This is a genomic window from Sphingomonas mesophila (genome assembly GCF_003499275.1).
GTDB classification, from domain to species: domain Bacteria; phylum Pseudomonadota; class Alphaproteobacteria; order Sphingomonadales; family Sphingomonadaceae; genus Sphingomicrobium; species Sphingomicrobium mesophilum.
On the sequence record NZ_QWDF01000001.1, the window covers coordinates 725,651 to 742,127 of the forward strand.

Genomic DNA, 16,477 nt, shown 5'->3' on the forward strand with positions numbered 1-16,477 from the left:
GTCATGCCGGCGTTCCGGGCTGGGCCTCGACCTTCTTCTTGCGCAGCAGCACGAGCACGTCTTCCTTGTCCATCCCGCCGGTCATCCAGGCCAGCGCGAAATAGACCAGGCTGCCGGCACCGATCAGGGCGACGGTGCCGATCAGGCGCTTACCGACCGAGCCGGCGAAATAGTCGTCGAGCAGGCCGCCGACCAGCCAGATGGTGGCGCCCATCGCCGCCGCGGCGATCAGCTGGCGGACCAGACGCGAGGCGAGCCAGCCTTCGATCCGGAACTGGCCGCGCCGGGCGAGCAAGACGTAGAGCGCGATGGCGTTGAGCCACGCCGCGGCGGCGGTGGTCAGCGGCAGCACGACGATGCCGTGGCGTTCGATCAGCAGGAAGTTGGCGATCACCCCGAGCGCCAGCGTGACGAGGGTTATGATCACCGGGGTCTTCATGTCCTTGCGCGCGTAGAAGCCCGGCGCGAGCACCTTGATCATGACGTAGGCGGGCAGGCCGGCGACGAGCACCGACAGGACCAGCGCCGAGGTGGCGGCGTCGGCGGCGGTGAACTTGCCGCCCTCGAACAGCACGGTCATGATCGGCCCGGCAGCGACCATCAGCGCAATTGTCGCCGGGATCGTGAGCAGCATCGCTAGCTCGGTCGCGCGGCCTTGGAGAAGCGAGGCCTCGCGGTCCTCATTGAGGCCGATGTGGCGGCTGATCGCGGGGAGGATGGCGGTGCCGATGGCCGAGCCGACCAGCGCCAACGGGAGCTGGTTGAGGCGGTCGGCCTGGCTCAGGTAGACGAAACTGCCTTCCGGCAGACGGGTCGCGAAATAGGCGTAGAACAACTGGCTGATGTAATAGCCGCCGGCGCCGATGGTGGCGGGCAGGATCAGGATCAGCAGTTCCTTGACCCGCGGGGTCATGCGCGGCGGGAGCAGGCGCAGGGTGAGCCCGGCGCGGCGTGCGGCGATGACGCACAAGCCAAGCTGCAGGACGCCGCCGACGAGTACTGCCCACGACATTGCGACGGCGGTCGCGGCCCCGCCCTCGGGAACCAGCAGCAGCGCGCCGACCAGCGCAAGGTTAAGCAGGGTCGGGGCGAAGGCGGCGGCGGTGAAGCGCGACAGCGAATTGAGGATCCCGCTGAACAGCGAGACCATCGCGATGAAGATCAGGTAGGGGAAGGTGACTCGCGTCAGGAAGACGGTGAAGCCGAACTTCTCCGGATCGCCGGTCCAGCGCTCGCTTGCGACGGCGATCACCACGGCGGGCATGGCGATGACGAAGAGCGCCGTGATGACGATCAGCGCCGGCAGGAACACCGCCTGCACTTCCTCGGCGAAGCGCTTGGCGTCGGTGAGATCGCCATCTTTGCCGATGCGCCGGGCAAAGAGCGGCACGAAGCCTTGGCTGAACGCGCCCTCGCCGAGCAGCCGGCGCAGCAGGTTGGGCAATTGGAAGGCCCAGATGAACACCTCGGCCGCGGCCGACGCGCCCATCACGCGGGCAAAAATCATCTCGCGCACGAAGCCGAGGATGCGGCTGACCAGGGTCAGTCCGCCGATCGTTCCTCCGGCCTTGAGCAGGTTCACGGTTGAAGGGCCGCGTTACTGCTGGGTCGGCGTGGTCTCGCCGGCCGGGGCCTGCTCGCCCGGAAGCTGGCCCTCGCCAGCCTGCGCCGCCTCGATCTGCTGCATGAAGGCCGAGCCGAAATCGATCGGCTCGAGCAGCAGCGGCGGGAAGCCGCCGTTCTGAACCGCGTCGGCGATGATTTGGCGAGCGAACGGGAACAGCATGCGCGGCGCCTCGACCAGCAGGAACGGGGCCATCGCTTCGTCGGGGAAGTTGCGGATCCCGAACAGGCCGGCGTAGCTCAGCTCGACGACGAAATGGGCGCCGGGCTCGGAGCGCGCCGCGACATTGATCTTGAGCGCGACCTCGTGGACTTCGTCGGCGATCTTGTCGGCGTTGATCGTGAACTGGACATCGACCTGCGGCTGGGTCTGCCACTGGAAGCATTGCGGGCTGTTCGGGCTCTCGACCGACAAATCCTTGATATATTGGAGCAGCGCGGCGGCATGCGGCTCGGTGTCGGCGCCGTTGGCGGTGGGCTCGGTCGAAATGTCGTCAGCCATGTAAAATCAGGTCCTTGGCTAGGGTCGGGATGCTCGGCGGGGCCGGCAGCGAAGACTAGGAATTGGGCAGTGGCGCGCCTAGCAGCCGCGGGATTCCCACGCAATGGCGCATCGGCCTTGAGCAGGGTGTGGGAGCGCCCTTTGAATCCGTGCGTTGACTAGCCTATGTTGGGCCGACCCCAGACTGGAAGCGACCATTGACCGCCATTGTCCTCTTCGCGCTTGTCGCGCTGTTCATCGGCCTTCGCCTCTATGCCGTGCTTGGCGAGCGCACCGGGCATGAGCAGCAGCCGATCCCCAAGCCGGCCGAGCCGGATTCGCGCGCACCCGTGCCGCACGCCCAGGCGCAGGGCTCACCGGTGACCGACGGCGCCGAGCTGGCCTATGTGCCGCTCGCCGGCCCCGGGATCCGGGCGCTGCTCGCCGCCGATCCCGCGTTCGACGTGGCCCGCTTCCTGGAGGGCGCGGGCGCAGCCTATCGGCAGATCCTGGAGGCGTTCTGGCGCGGCGACATGGAGTCGGTGCGCCCCTACGTTGACGACAATGTGCTCGGCGCGTTCACCGCCGCGGTCGCGCAGCGCGAGGCCGACGGGCTCAAGCTCGACAACCGGTTGGTGGCACTCGAACCGCCGGTGATCGTCGAGGCCGAGGTCGACAAGGGCATCGCCGAGCTGACTGTGCGGTTCGAGGCCGATATCGCCGCGGTGACCCGCAATGCGGAGGGCGAAGTCGTCGCCGGATCGATGAGCGACGCGGTCCAGTCGCGCGACCGCTGGACCTTCCGCCGCGAGTTGCGCTCGGCCGATCCGAACTGGCTGCTCATCGAAACCGACGAGGAAGAGTGAGTCCGCGCCTTCGCGTCGCCCTCGCCGCGGCGCTGATCCTGTCGGCCTGCGTCAGCCGCCCGCCGGCGCCGCCGCCGCCCGTCCCGCAGCCACAGCCCGCTCCGCAACCGACTCCGACCCCGGCGCCCACGCCAACCTATCGCACCGCAGCCGAAGCGGGCGTAACGCTCGCCGCGCCGCAGGCGATCGATTCGGCCGCTGCCGAGCGTGCTCTGGCGGCATTTCGGCTGTCCTGCCCCGAGCTGACCCGTCGCGAGGACCGTTCCGGCCTGACCATCCGCGGCGATTGGGATGCGCTTTGCGCGGAGGCGGCGATGGTCGCTCCGGGCACGGCGACGGCCTTCTTCCGCGACCGCTTCGACTGGGTGCGGGTGGCCGACGGCAAGGCGTTTGCGACCGGCTATTACGAGCCGCAGATCCGCGGCTCGCGGGTTCGTGCGCCGGGCTTTGAGGTGCCGGTCTATGCCAAGCCGGCGAGCCTGGTGCGATGCACGCGCGCCGATGGCACGACCGGGCGCGGCCGGATCGATCCGGCCGGGCAATGCGTCGCGCATTTCAGCCGCGCCGAGATCGAGGACGGAGCGCTCGCTGCCGAGACCCCGATTGCCTGGGCGGCGGACCCGATCGACCTGTTCTTTCTCCAGATCCAGGGGTCCGGGCGGCTGTTGCTGCCGGACGGCGGAGTAATTCGCATCGGCTATGCCGACCAGAACGGCCACAGTTACATCGCCATCGGGCGCGTGCTGCGCGACCGCGGCATCCTCCAGCCGGGCAAGGCGGGGATGAAGGAGATTGTGGCATGGATGCGTGCCCAGCCGGACGGCGGCCGGGCGCTGATGCGCGAGAACCCGAGCTACATCTTCTTCCGCGAACTGACCGGCCCGGGCCCGCTTGGCGCGATGGGACTTCCAGTAACGCCGCGCACGACCGTCGCCACCGATCCTTTGTTCGTGCCGCTCGGCGGCCCGGCCTGGCTCGACATGGCGCATGACGTCGCGGACGGGCTGTGGGTGGCACAGGATACCGGCGGCGCGATCAAGGGCGCTAACCGTTTCGACACTTTCTGGGGCGCGGGCGACGCCGCCGAAATCACCGCCGGCGGACTGTCGAGCGAGGGCCGGGCGCTGATCCTGTTGCCCAAGGGCGCTGCTGCACGGCTGGCGGCGAGCGGTGCGGCGGCTCGACGCTGACCAAGCGCAATTGTGGGCTAGGGTGGCGGCGACCATCCGCCCGCTCTCGCGCGAGGTGCCGGTTGAGACGGCAGCTCCGATTGCCGAAGTGCCGCAAGCTCCGGCCAAGCCGAGAGGGCGCGTCCCGCCAACGCGGCCAGCGCCGGTACCTCCGCCCAGGCCGCGACAGCTGTCCGAGGGCGGGCTCGACGGCCATTGGGAGCGCCGCCTGCGATCGGGGACGGTCGAACCGGACCGGATCCTCGATCTTCACGGCCACAATCTCGACCGCGCATGGCGGGCGATCGACGACGGGCTGGAGCGCGCCATCGCAAGTGGAGAGCGGGTCGTGCTGTTGATCACCGGCCATGCCCGGCCCGGCGAGCCGCCTGTCCAACGTGGCAGGATCCGAGCCGCGGTTCACGACTGGCTGGCGGCCTCGCGCCACGCATCGCGGATCGCCGCGGTCAAGGGCGCTCATCGCCGTCACGGCGGAGGCGGCAGCCTCTATCTCATATTGCGGCGTTAACCATGCCGCTGCAGGCGCTTTTAACCCAAGCCGTTTAACCCTCCAGCCCAAGGCGCGGCCCAAGGGGGCGGCCAAGGGGCGACATCTCAAGCATGAACGACGGTCGGGCTCTCCAGGTCAGCAACGTCATCCTGTCCGGGATGGCGGGCCTCGCCTCGTTCGTCTTCTCGCTGGCGGTGTTCATCCACATCAAGGAACTCGACGGTCAGATCCTGGCGTCGATCGTCGCCGGCCTCTTCTGCCTGATGATCTGCTATGCCGCTTCCGAGCGGCCGGACGCGTCGAGCGCGAAGGCGATGGCCAGCCTGGCGCAGCGCTTGCTGGCGGTCGAGGACGGCGATCTGACTTCGCCTCCGCCCGACGCCTTGCGCCGCTCGAACCCCAAGCTTGCTGCCGCCGTCGATACGCTGTTCGAGGAAGTGCGGGCGTCAATCGAGAATGCGCATGCGCTAGGCATGTACGACCCGGTTACGTCCCTCCCGAACCGACTGCATTTCCGCTCCGAAGCCGACAAGCTGCTCGGCGCGCCCGACGCCGGACTGGCGGCGATGATGTTCATCGATTTGGACCGTTTCAAGGCGGTCAACGATTGCCTCGGCCATGCCCGCGGCGACCAGTTGCTCGTGATGGTTGCCAACCGGTTGAGGGTAGTCGTTACCGCCGAGATGGGCGAGCGCAACATGGCCCGGCCGCTGCTCGCACGGCTTGCAGGCGACGAGTTCACCTTGTTCTTCCCCGAGCTTGAGAGCGTCGCCGACATCGAGATGGTCGCGCGGCGGATCGCGCTCGCGATTTCCGATCCGTTCGAGCTCAACGGTCATAACATCGACATCGGGGCGTCGGTCGGCGTGGCGCTTGCCCCGGCCCACGGCGATACGGTCGAACAGCTGATGCGCGCGGCCGATCTCGCGATGTATCAGGCCAAGGCGCGTGGCGGCGGGCAGTATTGCCTCTTCACCGCCGACCTCGCTGCCGAGCACCAGCGTCGCAAGGACGTCGAGCAGGCGCTAACCGACATCGTCGCGCGGGGCCAGCTGCGACTCGCGCTGCAGCCGCAGATGAGCCTCGTTACCGGCGAGGTGTCGGGAGTCGAGGCGCTGCTTCGTTGGCAGCATCCGATTGATGGTGTGCGCCTGCCCGGAACATTCATCCCAATCGCCGAGCAAAGCGGAGCGATGGCGGAGATCGGCGATTGGGTGCTGACCCATTGTGCCTCGATCCTCGCCGGCTGGATGCGCCAGGGCGTCAACAGGCGGCTGTCGATCAACGTCAGTCCGCGGCAGATCGACCGGGTCGATTTCTTCACTCGCCTGCGCCACATCTTTGCCGAGCACGATGTGCCGCTGTCGATGATCGAGCTGGAGTTCAGCGAGGGCGCGGTGATGGAGTGCAGCGAGGCCGAGCTGGCCGAGATCGCCGCGCTCCGCTCGGAAGGCGCTTCGATCGCGCTCGATGATTTCGGCACCGGCTTCTCGAACATCGCGCGGCTCCGGACCATGCCGGTCGACCGGGTCAAGCTCGACCAAACGCTGATCGCCGACATCGAGACCAGCGAGCAGGCGCGGATCGTGGTCCAGGCGCTGGTCCACCTGATCAAGGGCGTCGGCTGCGCGATCGTCGCCGAGTCGGTCGAGAATGCGGCGCAGGCCGACCTGCTGCGCGCGATGGGTTGCGACAGCGTCCAGGGCTATGTGTTCGCGGGGCCGATGAGCGAGGACGAGTTCGCGCATTGGTCGGCGCACAACGACCGCGAGGCGCGCTCCGCCGCCTAGGCGAATACCCGGTCGAGCACGGCGCGGTAAATCCGGGCTAGGGCGCGGATGTCGTCGAGCCGGGCATGCTCGCCGACCTTGTGCATGCTGGCGTTGGGCAGCCCGAAATCGACTACCGGCGCGAGCGCGATCAGGAAGCGGCCGTCCGACGTGCCGCCGCCGGTCGACAGCTCGGGCGTCAGGCCGGTTTCGGCGCGGATGGCGTCGACCACCACATCGTAGAGCGGTCCCGCCGGGGTGAGGAACGCCTCGCCCGAGATGCGCGCCCGGACCTTGGACTCGGGGGCGATGGCGCGGGCGGTGTCTTCGACCAGTCGCACGAGGTCCTCGCCGCGGTGGAGGTTGTTGAAGCGGATGTTGAGCTGGGCGGTGGCGCTGCCCGGGATGACGTTGCTCGCCGAGGTCGAAGTGGACAGTGCAGTGGTTTCCAAATTCGACGGCGGGAAGGCGTCGGTCCCCTCGTCGAGTTGGATTTGATCGAGCGCGGTGATGATGCGGGCGAGTGTCGGAATAGGATTGTCGGCGAGGTGCGGGTAGGCGACGTGGCCCTGGTGGCCGGGCACCTCGAGCCACAGATTGACCGAGCCGCGCCGGCCGACCTTGACCGTGTCGCCGAGCCGGTCGACCGAGGTCGGCTCGCCGATCAGGATCATGTCCGGGCGGATCGACCGTTCGGTGAGCCAGTCGATGATCCGCGGCGTGCCGAAGGTGGCGTAGCCCTCCTCGTCACCCGTGATCAGCAGCGAGACCGTGCCGTGCTCGGGGAGGCGCTCGGCGAGGGCGGCGACGAAGCAGGCGATGGCCGACTTCATGTCGACCGCGCCGCGCCCTGTGAGGACCCCATCCGCCACCACCGGGTCGAACGGATCGGAATTCCAGCCGTCGCCGGGGGGCACGACGTCGAGGTGGCCGGCGAAGGCGAAGTGCGGCGCGCCCTCCCCACGGATCGCGACCATATTCTCGGTCGGGCCGTCGGGCGCCTCGCCGAGAATGAAGCGATGGATGGTGAAGCCGAGCGGGGCGAGCGCGGCCTCGAGTACGTCGAACACCGCGCCGCTGGCAGGCGTGACGCTGGGGCAGGCGATGAGGCGCTTGGCGAGTTCGACCGGATCGATCATCCTCGCGGCCTAGCAAGGAGGCCGCCATGCCGAAAGTCGAACTTGACGCCGTTGAGCCGTCCAACGCGACCGGCTACCCCGAGCCGTTCCATCGCGAGGTGAAGGGCCGCTGGTGGAAGCGGATCGCGCCGCTGGGCGGACTTACCGAAATGGGCGCGAGCCACGTCACGCTCGAGCCCGGCGCCTGGTCGAGCCAGCGCCACTGGCACGACAGCGAGGACGAGCTGGTGGTGATGTTGAGCGGGCGCGCGGTGCTGGTCGAGGACGACGGCGAACGCGAAGTCGGGGCCGGCGACGTGCTAGCGTGGCCCAAGGGCTCGACCAACGGCCACCACCTGATCAACCGCTCGGACGCGCCGTGCAGCTTCGTCGCGATCAGCGCCGGGCCGCAGGGCAGCGGCGGCTATAGCGATATCGACATGGCGTGGACCGAGGACGGGCGCTTCGTCCGGAGGGATGGGAGCGAGTATCCGAAGCGGGGGTCGTGATGCACGCGTCCTTCGAGACGAGCCTTCGATACGCCCTTCGGGCTACTCAGTCTCTCCTGAGGATGAGCGGAGAGCGGGTCAAGCTTTCTCCGGCTCGTACTGCTCGATGACCCAGGGTTCGTCCTGGGCGAGTTCGATCCATTCGACGACGTGGGGGTGGTGGAGGACGGCGTCGCAATAGGCGATGGCGAAGGGGGGCAGGGGCACTCGGTAGGTGGCGAAGCGGGTGACGACCGGCGCGAACATGATGTCCGCCGCGCTCCACGTTCCGAACAGATATTCGCCGCCCGAGCCGAAGCGGGCGCGGGCCTGGGCCCATAGCTGCAGGATTCGATCTATTTCCGCCGCGACCGGGGCGCTGATGGCGTGGCCGTCGACCCGGCGGCGGACGTTGACCGGAAGCTCGCGGCGCAGATTGGCGAACGAGCTGTGCATCTCGGCGGCCATCGAGCGGGCCATGGCGCGCGCCGCCTCGTCCTCCGGCCAATAGAGTTCGCGGCCGCCGCGGTCAGCGCAGAATTCGACGATCGCCAGGCTGTCCCACACCACGACCTCGCCGTCCCACAGCAACGGCACCTTGCCGCCGCCGGGCGCGAACTCGTTGCCGCCGCGCTGCTGCTCCCACTCCTGGCCGAACATCGGCACGACCAGCTCCTCGAACTCTACGCCGAGCGCCTTGACCGCAAGCCAGCCGCGCATCGACCAGGAGGAGTAGGCGCGGTTGCCGATGATCAGCTTCATGACAGCGCTGCTTCCAGCACCGCGGTGCGCAGCTCGGGGATCCCGGCGCCGGTCTCGCTCGAGGTCGGGATCAGCAGGGGATGGGCGGCCGGGTGTTTGGCGGCCTCGGCGCGGATCGCTTCGAGGGTCGCCTCGAGCGCGGTCGGCTTGATCTTGTCGGCCTTGGTCAGGACGAGGTGGTAGCTCACCGCCGCGTCGTCGAGCATCTTCATGATGTCGCGGTCAACGTCCTTCAAACCGTGGCGGCTGTCGACCAGCACCAGCGCGCGCTTGAGCACGGCGCGGCCGCGCAGGAAATCGTTGATCAGGAACCGCCAGCTCTTGACCATGTCCCTGGGCGCCTCGGCAAAGCCGTAGCCGGGCATGTCGACCAGCCGCATCATCGGCGGCCGGCCGACATCGAAATAGTTGAGCTCCTGCGTGCGGCCCGGGGTGTTCGATGCGCGGGCCAGCTTGGCGCGGTTGGTGAGCGCGTTGATCAGCGAGGATTTGCCGACGTTGGAGCGGCCGGCGAAGGCGATCTCGGGCACGTCCGGGCTCGGCAGATGCTCGAGCTTCGGGGCCGACTTGAGAAAGTCGATCGGGCCCGAGAACAGCTTGCGCGCGCGCTCGGGGAGGTCGTCCTCGCTCACTTCGCCTTGACCGTGACCGTTTGCGGCTGGCCGGCTTCCTGGTCGTAGCGGCTGTAGAGGTATTTCTGCTGGGCGATCGAGAGGATGTTGTTGACCACCCAGTAGAGCTGAAGGCCCGCCGCGAACGGCGCCATGACGAACATCAGGATCCACGGCATGATCGCGAACACCTTTTGCTGGATCGGGTCCATTTGCGCCGGGTTCAGCTTGAACTGGAGCCACATGGTGACACCGAGCAGGATCGGCAGGACGCCGATGGCGATGATCGGCCACGGGGTGAAATTGAGCAGGCCGAACAGATTGACCGGAGTCATCGGGTCGGGCGCGGAAAGGTCCTTGATCCACAAGGCGAATGGCTGGTGGCGCATTTCGACGCTGACCATCAGCACCTTGTAGAGCGCGTAGAAGATCGGGATCTGGAGCAGGATCGGCAGGCAGCCGGCCATCGGATTGACCTTTTCCGACTGGTAGAGCTTGAGGATCTCCTGCTGCTGGCGCGCGCGGTCGTCCTTGTAGCGCTCCTGAAGCTCCTTCATCTTCGGCTGGATCTTGCGCATTCCGGCAAAGCTTTTGAACTGCTTGTCGGCGACCGGGTACATCAGCAGCCGGACGATCAGCGTGAGGCAGATGATCGCGACGCCGAAATTGCCGGTCAGCTTGAACAGCCACATCAGCAGATCGAAGATCGGCCGCATGAACCATTCGAACCAGCCCCAGTCGATCGCCTTGGAGAGGTAAGGGATGCCGGCTTCCTCGTAGCGATCGAGGACGGCCTTTTCCTTGGCTCCGGCGAACAACCGGCTGTCGCTCGACACCGCCTGGCCGGGAACGACGATGAACGGCTTGGCGGCATAATCGGCCTGGTAAGCGCCGGCCGAGCTCTTGCGCAGGCTGGCCTCGATCGAGCGGCCGGCGGCGGGGGCGAGCGCGGTCAGCCAATATTTGTCGGTGAAACCGAGCCAGCCGCCGCGGCTGTCGCGGGTCACGCCGCTCTTGTCCTCGTCGAGGGTTTCCCAGTCGACGCCATAGTCGGCCTTGCCGCCGAGGAACGAGATCGGGCCGACGTGGCTGGTCCAGGTCGACGGGTCGGCGCTCTTCTGCGCGCGGCTGATGAGGCCGTAGGTGCGAAGGCCGATCGCTCCGGCGCCGGTGTTGGCGACGCGCTGGCGGACGGTGAACAGGTAATCGGAATCGATCGCGACGATCAGTTCGAAGCGCTGGCCCGAGCCATTGTCCCACGAGAGGGTCACCGGGCGGCCCGGGGCGAGGGTCGGGGCGCTGGCGGTCCACAGCGTGTTGGCGTCGGGCACGCGGACATTGTCGCCGGTCCAGCCGTAGCCGGCGAAATAGCCGCCCGGCGCGCCGGCCGGGGAGAGCAATCGAACCGGGGGGGAATTGTCGGCGATGGTCGTGCGCTGGGTCTTGAGGAGGAGATCGTCGAAGCGCGCGCCCTTGAGGTTGATCGAGCCGGCGAGGCGCGGCGTGTCGATCCGCACGCGCGGGCTTTCGGCCAGCACCTGGGCGCGGTCGCGCAGCACGGCAGGGGTCGGGGTGGCGGCGCTCGCGGCGGGCTTGACCTTGCCGTCCTCGACCTGCTGCGACTGCGGGGCGGCGGTCGGGAACCAGCGCTCGGCGAGGAAGCTCCAGCCCATCAGGATGAGAATGCTCAGCGCGATGGCGAGCACCATGTTCTTATTGTCGGTCACGGGGCGTTGAAGTCCTTCGGATCAGGGGACCGGGTCGAAACCCTGGCCGCCCCACGGGTTGCAGCGCAGAATCCGCCGGAGGGCGAGCCAGCTGCCTTTGGCCGCCCCATAGCGCGACCAGGCGGTGATCGCATAGGCCGAACAGCTCGGCTGGAAGCGGCACGACGGCGGGAGGATCCGGCTCGGCCCCCGCTGCCAGCCGCGGGCGATGAGGATGAGGCCGCGGCTCAGCATTTGGCGGCCTTGTCGAGCGCCCGGGTGAGCTCGTCGCGAAGAGTAGCGAAGTCGCGCTCGATTCCGCCCGAGCGGCCGATCAGGACATGGTCGGCGCCGGGCTGGCCGCGCACCGGCAGAAGCTCGCGGGCGAGGGCGCGCAGGCGGCGCTTCATGCGGTTGCGCACGACCGCATTGCCGATCTTCTTGGTGACGGTGAAGCCGACCCGAATCGCCGGATCGCCGTCGTCGCGGCGGCGCAACTGGAGGACGAAGCCGGGCATGGCGATTCGCCGGCCGCGGTTGGCGGCGAGGAAATCGGCCCGCTTGCGTAAGGTGACGAGACCCTGCGTCACCGGGGCAGATATCCCGGGATCGTCACAGGAGGCGCGCTGACTAGGAGTGGCGCGAAGCGCGGGCTGGTAGCCCGCGCAAGCGACGCGACGCCGCTCAGCGCACCTCCTGTGGCGACCGCTTCGCGGCGGGTCGCTTTTTCTCCATGGCGTCGTTGCTCGTCGGTCACGATGGAATTCCATCGCTCCCTCCTCGCGCCTAGCCCTGAAGAAAAATCGACTCCGTCACGGGGTATCTGCCCCGGTGACGCAGGGTCTAGGCGCTGAGCTTCTTGCGGCCGCGGGCGCGGCGGGCGTTGAGCACCTTGCGGCCGCCGACCGTCGCCATCCGCGACCGGAAGCCGTGACGCCGCTTGCGGACCAGGTTGCTGGGCTGGAAAGTGCGCTTCATCGCTCATGCCTATTCGATAAGAAAAAAGAGCCGCCAAACGGCGGCTGCGGTTGTCGGGGCCGATAGTCGCGGCGGCGGGAGAAGTCAATCGCCGGCCTTGGCCGCCAGCGACTTGGGATCGGCCGGGGGAGTCGGCAGGATCGCCGGATCGGGGGTGACGTCGTCGCCGGCCGCGGGGACTCCGGGGAGGGTGTTGCAGCCAAGCTCCTCGCGCTGCTTGCGCAGCGCCTCGCGGCGGGCGGCGCTCTTGCGCCTGAGGCCCCAGTCGGTCCAGCGCCCGGCCTTGGGTTGCCAGCGCTTGAACTTGACGTAGCGGCGGCGCGCCCAGCGGCTGGTCTTGAGGACCATCGCCAGGCCGACCCCGAACACCACGATGCCGCCCGGGCCGGGAATCGCGCCGAGCACCGGCGAGACGAGGATGAGCAGCACGCCGACGACGAACATCGTCCATTCGACCACCGGATGGTCGATGAAAGCGCGCCATTGTGCCCGGGTGAACATGGCCACGACATTTGGGCGGTCGGCGCCGCTACGGCAAGTGGTTAGAGCGGGCCCTAGCGGCCGGCCGAGGCCCACTTCTGGCGGGGCGCCCCGGGGACCGGCTCGGCGGCGTCGGTGCCGAGCGCGACGATGCGGTTGGCGGCATCGACGTGAACCACCTTGGGCTGGAGCGCTCGGGCCGCGGCATCGTCCATCAGGCCGTAGCTGATGATGATCACCAGATCGCCTTCGTGGACTAGGCGCGCCGCGGCGCCGTTGATCCCGACCATGCCGCTGCCGCGCGGGGCGGGAATGACATAGGTCTCGAGCCGGGCGCCGTTGGTGATGTCGACGATCGCCACCTGCTCGCCCTCGAGGAGGTCGGCGGCGTCCATCAGGTCCTGGTCGAGCGAGATCGAGCCGACATAGTGGAGGTCGGCCTGAGTCACGGTCGCGCGGTGGACCTTGGACTTCATCATCATGCGCATCACGGGCAGGTGACCTTGTTGTTAAGCGCCGTAGCGGCGGCGCCCCTAGCGAAGATTGTGCGCTGCAGCCAGCATTCAAGCATCTTACCGCAGTTGCGAAGAGGCGTCAGCATATTCGGCGGCGACAAAGTAAAGACCGTGGGGCGGGGCGTTGAGGCCGAGCGCAGCGCGGTCGCGGGCGTCGAGGGCGGCGGCGATGTGGTCGGGCGACCAGCGGCCGAGGCCGACGAGGGCGAGGCAGCCGACCATCGAGCGCACCTGGTGGTGGAGGAAGGAGCGGGCCGCGGCGGCGACGTGGAGCTCGTCGCCGACCCGCTCGACGGTCAGCGAATCGAGCGTCTTGAGCGGGCTTTCGGACTGGCAGTGGACCGAGCGGAAGGTGGTGAAATCGTGGTGGCCGACGAGGTGCGCCGCGCCCTCGGCCATCGCGTCGAGGTTGAGCGGGCGGGCGATGTGCCAGGCGCGGCCCCGGTCGAGGACGGGCGGGGCGCGGCGGTTGGCGATTCGGTAGAGATAGCGGCGGCCGGTGCAGGAGAAGCGCGCGTGCCAGTCGTCGGCGACGGGTTCGGCGGCGAGGATCGAGATCGGGGCGGGGCGGACCAGCGCGTTGAGGCCCTCGGCGAGGCGATGCTCGGTGAGCGGCTTGGCGATGTCGGCATGGGCGGCCATCGCCAGCGCGTGAACCCCGGCGTCGGTTCGGCCGGCGGCATGGAAGCGGACCGATTCGCCGGTCATCCGCCCGGCCGCCTCCTCGAGCGCCTGCTGGACCGAGGGCGCGCCCTCCTGGCGCTGCCAGCCGGCGAACGGGCCGCCGTCATATTCGATGGTCAGCCGCCAGCGGGTCACTGGAGTTGGGTGCCGAGCGGGAGCGGGAAGCCGCGCAGGAAATCGGCGACGGGGAGCGGGCCCTTGCCGGCGCGCTGGAGGGTGCGGCAGTGGAGCGCGTCCTCGCCGCAGGCAATGACCAAAGGCTCGCCGATCACCTCGCCGGGGGCGCCGGCGCCGTCGATTGTCTCGCAGTCGAGCAACTTCACCCGTTCGCCCGACGCCTCGAACCAGGCGCCGGGGAAGGGGGCGAGCGCCTGGACGTGGCGCTGGAGCTCGGTAGCGGTACGCGACCAATCGATGCGCGCCTCCTCCTTAACGATCTTGGCGGCGTAGGTGACGCCCTCCTCGGGCTGCGGGCGGGGCGGGAAAAGGTCGAGATCGGCGAGCACTTCGACCATGAGCTTCGCGCCGAGTTCGCCAAGCCTTTGCGTGAGTTGCGCGGCGTTGTTCTCGCCGATGCTCAGCGTGCCGACGTGCCGCATCGGGCCGGTGTCGAGGCCGGCTTCCATCTGCATGATGGTGACTCCGGTCTCGGCGTCGCCGGCCATGATCGCGCGCTGGACCGGGGCGGCGCCGCGCCAGCGCGGGAGCAGCGAGGCGTGGACGTTGAGACAGCCCAGCCGCGGCGCGTCGAGGATCGGTTGGGGGAGGATGAGGCCGTAGGCGGCGACCACGCCCATGTCGGCGCCGAGCGCGGCGAAGGCGGCCTGTTCTTCGGGCGACTTGAGCGAGCGCGGGCTGAGCACCTCCAGCCCGAGGGCGCGGGCCCGGCGCTCGACCGCGGTCGGCTGGAGCGCCTTGCCGCGGCCGGCCGGGCGCGGGGGCTGGGTGTAGACCGCGGCGATCTCGTGGCCGGCGGCGATCAACGCGTCGAGCGTCGGCACGGCGAACTCCGGCGATCCCATGAAGATGATGCGCATGTGGCGCGCTATGGCGAATTGGCCGCGAAATTCCATTGCTTTGTACTGGATTGCTTCGCTGCGCTCGCAATGACAGAGACGGCGCATGGCCTCCCACCAGATCGAAGTGCTGACCCAGGCGCTGGCGCGCTTGCCGGGGCTTGGGCCGCGTTCGGCGCGGCGAGCGGTGCTGCATCTGATGAAGCGGCGGGAGTCGGCGCTCGAGCCGTTGCTGGCGGCGCTGACCGCCGTGTCGGAGACGCTGTCGACCTGCTCGGCCTGCGGCAATGTCGACACCGCCGACCCCTGCACCATCTGCCGCGACACGAAGCGCGACGAGCGCATGCTGTGCGTGGTCGAGGAGGTTGCCGACCTGTGGGCGCTCGACCGCTCGCGGCTGTTCCCCGGGCGCTACCACGTGCTCGGCGGGCGGCTAAGCGCGCTCGACGGCGTGCGGCCGGAGGATCTGGCGATCGATTCGCTGCTGAAGCGCGTGGCGGCGGGCGGGATCGACGAGGTGGTGCTGGCGATGAACGCGACGCTCGAAGGGCAGACCACCGCCCATTATCTCGCCGAGCGGCTCGAGACGTTCCCGGTTCGGCTGACGCAGCTCGCCCACGGCCTTCCGGTCGGCGGCGAGCTCGATTATCTCGACGAGGGCACGCTGGCGCAGGCGCTGCGCGCGCGGCGGCCGGTCGCTTGACGGAGCGGTGCGCCGGTCCTAGCGGGCCGGCCATGCCCTTGCTCCCGATCGTCGAAGTCCCGGACCCGATCCTGCGTGCCAATTCGGCGCCGGTCGAGCGGGTCGATGATGAGCTGAAGGCGCTTGCCGCAAGCATGTTCGAGACGATGTACGAGGCGCCGGGAATCGGGCTTGCCGCGGTGCAGGTCGGGATTGCGCGGCGGATGCTGGTGATCGACCTTCAGGAGCCGGAGAGCGAGGAGGAGGGCGCCGAGGCGGTGCGCCGCCCGCACGTGTTCATCAATCCCGAGATCCTGCACTCGTCGGACGCGCGCAAGAGCTACAACGAGGGCTGCCTGTCGATCCCCGACCAATATGCCGAGGTCGAGCGGCCGGACGTCGTGCGGGCGCGCTGGACCGACCTTGACGGGCGCGCGCAGGAGGGCGAGTTCGACGGACTGATGTCGGTCTGCCTGCAGCATGAGGTCGACCACCTCAACGGCATCTTGTTCATCGACTATCTGTCGCGGCTGAAGCGCGACATCTTGATCAAGAAGGTGGTCAAGGCGCGCAAGGAGCGCGGCGCCGCGACGGTCCTCTAGCCGCGCCCGGGAGTAATCGACTCCGCCGCCTTGCGGCAGTCGGCGGCGCATTCACGGCACATCGTCGCGCACAGCCGGCAATGATCGTGGTCGTGGCGCTCGCACTCGGCGGCGCACAGCTCGCAGGCGCGGGCGCACAGCTCGAGCATCTCGATCAGCAATTGCTCATTGAAGCCGGTGCGGCGAAGCCCGAGCCGGGCGGTCGCCTCGCACACGTCGGCGCAGTCGGAGCACAGGCGGATGCACTGCGCCATGTCCATCTTCTCGGCGGCGCAGGCGTCCGCGCACGACAGGCACATCTTGGCGCAATACATGGCGTGATGGACGGCCAGGCCGAGCGCGTCGTTGACGTGGCCTGACGCCATGACTTCAGGGTGAAGCGCGATCATCTTGCGAATGGACATCGGGGTCTCCTC

General features: G+C 68.6%; 21 protein-coding genes. 7 read left to right on the forward strand and 14 right to left on the reverse strand.

Annotated features, from left to right (window positions below; genetic code table 11):
* Position 1 precedes the first annotated feature (1 nt).
* Positions 2–1,582, reverse strand: a complete 1,581-nt coding sequence (murJ, locus tag D0Z60_RS03790) for a murein biosynthesis integral membrane protein MurJ (protein ID WP_118857021.1) — start codon at positions 1,580–1,582, stop codon at positions 2–4.
* A gap of 15 nt (positions 1,583–1,597) precedes the next feature.
* Positions 1,598–2,125, reverse strand: coding sequence for a protein-export chaperone SecB (gene secB, locus D0Z60_RS03795; protein WP_118857022.1), 528 nt, complete (start codon positions 2,123–2,125; stop codon positions 1,598–1,600).
* A 197-nt stretch (positions 2,126–2,322) separates the two neighbouring features.
* Here secB and D0Z60_RS03800 point away from each other — a divergent pair, with 197 nt between their 5' ends.
* The 4 genes from D0Z60_RS03800 (at position 2,323) to D0Z60_RS03815 (ending at position 6,440) form a co-directional block, all read left to right on the forward strand.
* Positions 2,323–2,970: a Tim44/TimA family putative adaptor protein gene (locus tag D0Z60_RS03800; protein WP_118857023.1), complete on the forward strand. Its 648-nt coding sequence runs from the start codon at positions 2,323–2,325 to the stop codon at positions 2,968–2,970.
* Positions 2,967–4,160: a murein transglycosylase A gene (gene mltA, locus D0Z60_RS03805; RefSeq protein WP_240325528.1), complete on the forward strand. Its 1,194-nt coding sequence runs from the start codon at positions 2,967–2,969 to the stop codon at positions 4,158–4,160. The genes D0Z60_RS03800 and mltA overlap by 4 nt, the downstream gene beginning before the upstream one ends.
* Entirely contained in the window at positions 4,141–4,668 is a 528-nt protein-coding gene (locus D0Z60_RS03810) for a Smr/MutS family protein (protein ID WP_118857024.1), read from the forward strand. The genes mltA and D0Z60_RS03810 overlap by 20 nt, the downstream gene beginning before the upstream one ends.
* A 92-nt stretch (positions 4,669–4,760) precedes the next feature.
* Complete coding sequence (locus D0Z60_RS03815; RefSeq protein ID WP_118857025.1) at positions 4,761–6,440, forward strand: putative bifunctional diguanylate cyclase/phosphodiesterase; 1,680 nt, start codon at positions 4,761–4,763, stop codon at positions 6,438–6,440.
* On the opposite strand, the gene dapE is transcribed toward D0Z60_RS03815, so the two are convergent.
* Positions 6,437–7,558, reverse strand: coding sequence for a succinyl-diaminopimelate desuccinylase (dapE, locus tag D0Z60_RS03820; RefSeq protein WP_118857026.1), 1,122 nt, complete (start codon positions 7,556–7,558; stop codon positions 6,437–6,439). The genes D0Z60_RS03815 and dapE overlap by 4 nt on opposite strands.
* 26 nt (positions 7,559–7,584) lie before the next feature.
* Between dapE and D0Z60_RS03825 the strand changes: the two genes are divergently transcribed.
* Positions 7,585–8,046, forward strand: coding sequence for a cupin domain-containing protein (locus tag D0Z60_RS03825; protein WP_118857027.1), 462 nt, complete (start codon positions 7,585–7,587; stop codon positions 8,044–8,046).
* Between the two features lie 78 nt (positions 8,047–8,124).
* On the opposite strand, the gene D0Z60_RS03830 is transcribed toward D0Z60_RS03825, so the two are convergent.
* The 10 genes from D0Z60_RS03830 to fmt all read right to left on the reverse strand — a co-directional run bounded on the left by D0Z60_RS03830 (position 8,125) and on the right by fmt (position 14,798).
* Entirely contained in the window at positions 8,125–8,787 is a 663-nt protein-coding gene (locus D0Z60_RS03830) for a glutathione S-transferase family protein (RefSeq protein ID WP_118857028.1), read from the reverse strand.
* Entirely contained in the window at positions 8,784–9,419 is a 636-nt protein-coding gene (gene yihA, locus D0Z60_RS11875) for a ribosome biogenesis GTP-binding protein YihA/YsxC (protein ID WP_240325529.1), read from the reverse strand. The genes D0Z60_RS03830 and yihA overlap by 4 nt, the downstream gene beginning before the upstream one ends.
* Positions 9,416–11,125: a membrane protein insertase YidC gene (yidC, locus tag D0Z60_RS11880; RefSeq protein WP_118857029.1), complete on the reverse strand. Its 1,710-nt coding sequence runs from the start codon at positions 11,123–11,125 to the stop codon at positions 9,416–9,418. The genes yihA and yidC overlap by 4 nt, the downstream gene beginning before the upstream one ends.
* Before the next feature lie 21 nt (positions 11,126–11,146).
* Positions 11,147–11,359, reverse strand: coding sequence for a membrane protein insertion efficiency factor YidD (yidD, locus tag D0Z60_RS03845; RefSeq protein ID WP_118857030.1), 213 nt, complete (start codon positions 11,357–11,359; stop codon positions 11,147–11,149).
* The gene (gene rnpA, locus D0Z60_RS03850) at positions 11,353–11,694 is read right to left on the reverse strand and encodes a ribonuclease P protein component (RefSeq protein WP_240325530.1); all 342 of its coding nucleotides are present in this window, start codon (positions 11,692–11,694) and stop codon (positions 11,353–11,355) included. Before rnpA ends, yidD begins: the two co-directional genes overlap by 7 nt.
* Positions 11,695–11,947: 253 nt before the next feature.
* Positions 11,948–12,082, reverse strand: coding sequence for a 50S ribosomal protein L34 (gene rpmH / locus D0Z60_RS03855; protein WP_037504084.1), 135 nt, complete (start codon positions 12,080–12,082; stop codon positions 11,948–11,950).
* An 84-nt stretch (positions 12,083–12,166) separates the two neighbouring features.
* Positions 12,167–12,583 carry a hypothetical protein gene (locus tag D0Z60_RS11830; RefSeq protein WP_205421033.1) on the reverse strand — a complete coding sequence of 139 codons (417 nt, stop codon included), beginning with the start codon at positions 12,581–12,583 and terminating at the stop codon, positions 12,167–12,169.
* A gap of 53 nt (positions 12,584–12,636) precedes the next feature.
* Positions 12,637–13,050: an aspartate 1-decarboxylase gene (panD, locus tag D0Z60_RS03865; RefSeq protein ID WP_240325531.1), complete on the reverse strand. Its 414-nt coding sequence runs from the start codon at positions 13,048–13,050 to the stop codon at positions 12,637–12,639.
* 84 nt (positions 13,051–13,134) lie between these two features.
* Positions 13,135–13,896, reverse strand: coding sequence for a tRNA pseudouridine(38-40) synthase TruA (truA, locus tag D0Z60_RS03870; RefSeq protein ID WP_118857033.1), 762 nt, complete (start codon positions 13,894–13,896; stop codon positions 13,135–13,137).
* The gene (fmt, locus tag D0Z60_RS03875; RefSeq protein ID WP_118858425.1) at positions 13,893–14,798 is read right to left on the reverse strand and encodes a methionyl-tRNA formyltransferase; all 906 of its coding nucleotides are present in this window, start codon (positions 14,796–14,798) and stop codon (positions 13,893–13,895) included. The genes truA and fmt overlap by 4 nt, the downstream gene beginning before the upstream one ends.
* Before the next feature lie 85 nt (positions 14,799–14,883).
* Between fmt and recR the strand changes: the two genes are divergently transcribed.
* A complete protein-coding gene (gene recR / locus D0Z60_RS03880) occupies positions 14,884–15,480 on the forward strand; it encodes a recombination mediator RecR (RefSeq protein ID WP_118857034.1) in 597 nt (198 codons plus the stop codon).
* Positions 15,481–15,512: 32 nt separating this feature from the next.
* Complete coding sequence (def, locus tag D0Z60_RS03885; protein ID WP_118857035.1) at positions 15,513–16,061, forward strand: peptide deformylase; 549 nt, start codon at positions 15,513–15,515, stop codon at positions 16,059–16,061.
* Here the strand turns inward: def and D0Z60_RS03890 are convergent.
* Complete coding sequence (locus D0Z60_RS03890; protein ID WP_118857036.1) at positions 16,058–16,465, reverse strand: four-helix bundle copper-binding protein; 408 nt, start codon at positions 16,463–16,465, stop codon at positions 16,058–16,060. The genes def and D0Z60_RS03890 overlap by 4 nt on opposite strands.
* Positions 16,466–16,477: the final 12 nt, after the last annotated feature.

Excerpts from the sequence above, each read along its gene's own strand:
- secB (WP_118857022.1), bottom strand. The coding sequence starts at position 2,125 with ATGGCTGACGACATTTCGACCGAGCCCACCGCCAACGGCGCCGACACC.
- D0Z60_RS03815 (WP_118857025.1), top strand. The coding sequence starts at position 4,761 with ATGAACGACGGTCGGGCTCTCCAGGTCAGCAACGTCATCCTGTCCGGG.
- dapE (WP_118857026.1), bottom strand. The coding sequence starts at position 7,558 with ATGATCGATCCGGTCGAACTCGCCAAGCGCCTCATCGCCTGCCCCAGC.
- D0Z60_RS03825 (WP_118857027.1), top strand. The coding sequence starts at position 7,585 with ATGCCGAAAGTCGAACTTGACGCCGTTGAGCCGTCCAACGCGACCGGC.
- D0Z60_RS03830 (WP_118857028.1), bottom strand. The coding sequence starts at position 8,787 with ATGAAGCTGATCATCGGCAACCGCGCCTACTCCTCCTGGTCGATGCGC.
- yidD (WP_118857030.1), bottom strand. The coding sequence starts at position 11,359 with ATGCTGAGCCGCGGCCTCATCCTCATCGCCCGCGGCTGGCAGCGGGGG.
- rpmH (WP_037504084.1), bottom strand. The coding sequence starts at position 12,082 with ATGAAGCGCACTTTCCAGCCCAGCAACCTGGTCCGCAAGCGGCGTCAC.
- D0Z60_RS11830 (WP_205421033.1), bottom strand. The coding sequence starts at position 12,583 with ATGTTCACCCGGGCACAATGGCGCGCTTTCATCGACCATCCGGTGGTC.
- panD (WP_240325531.1), bottom strand. The coding sequence starts at position 13,050 with ATGCGCATGATGATGAAGTCCAAGGTCCACCGCGCGACCGTGACTCAG.
- fmt (WP_118858425.1), bottom strand. The coding sequence starts at position 14,798 with ATGCGCATCATCTTCATGGGATCGCCGGAGTTCGCCGTGCCGACGCTC.
- recR (WP_118857034.1), top strand. The coding sequence starts at position 14,884 with ATGGCCTCCCACCAGATCGAAGTGCTGACCCAGGCGCTGGCGCGCTTG.
- def (WP_118857035.1), top strand. The coding sequence starts at position 15,513 with ATGCCCTTGCTCCCGATCGTCGAAGTCCCGGACCCGATCCTGCGTGCC.
- D0Z60_RS03890 (WP_118857036.1), bottom strand. The coding sequence starts at position 16,465 with ATGTCCATTCGCAAGATGATCGCGCTTCACCCTGAAGTCATGGCGTCA.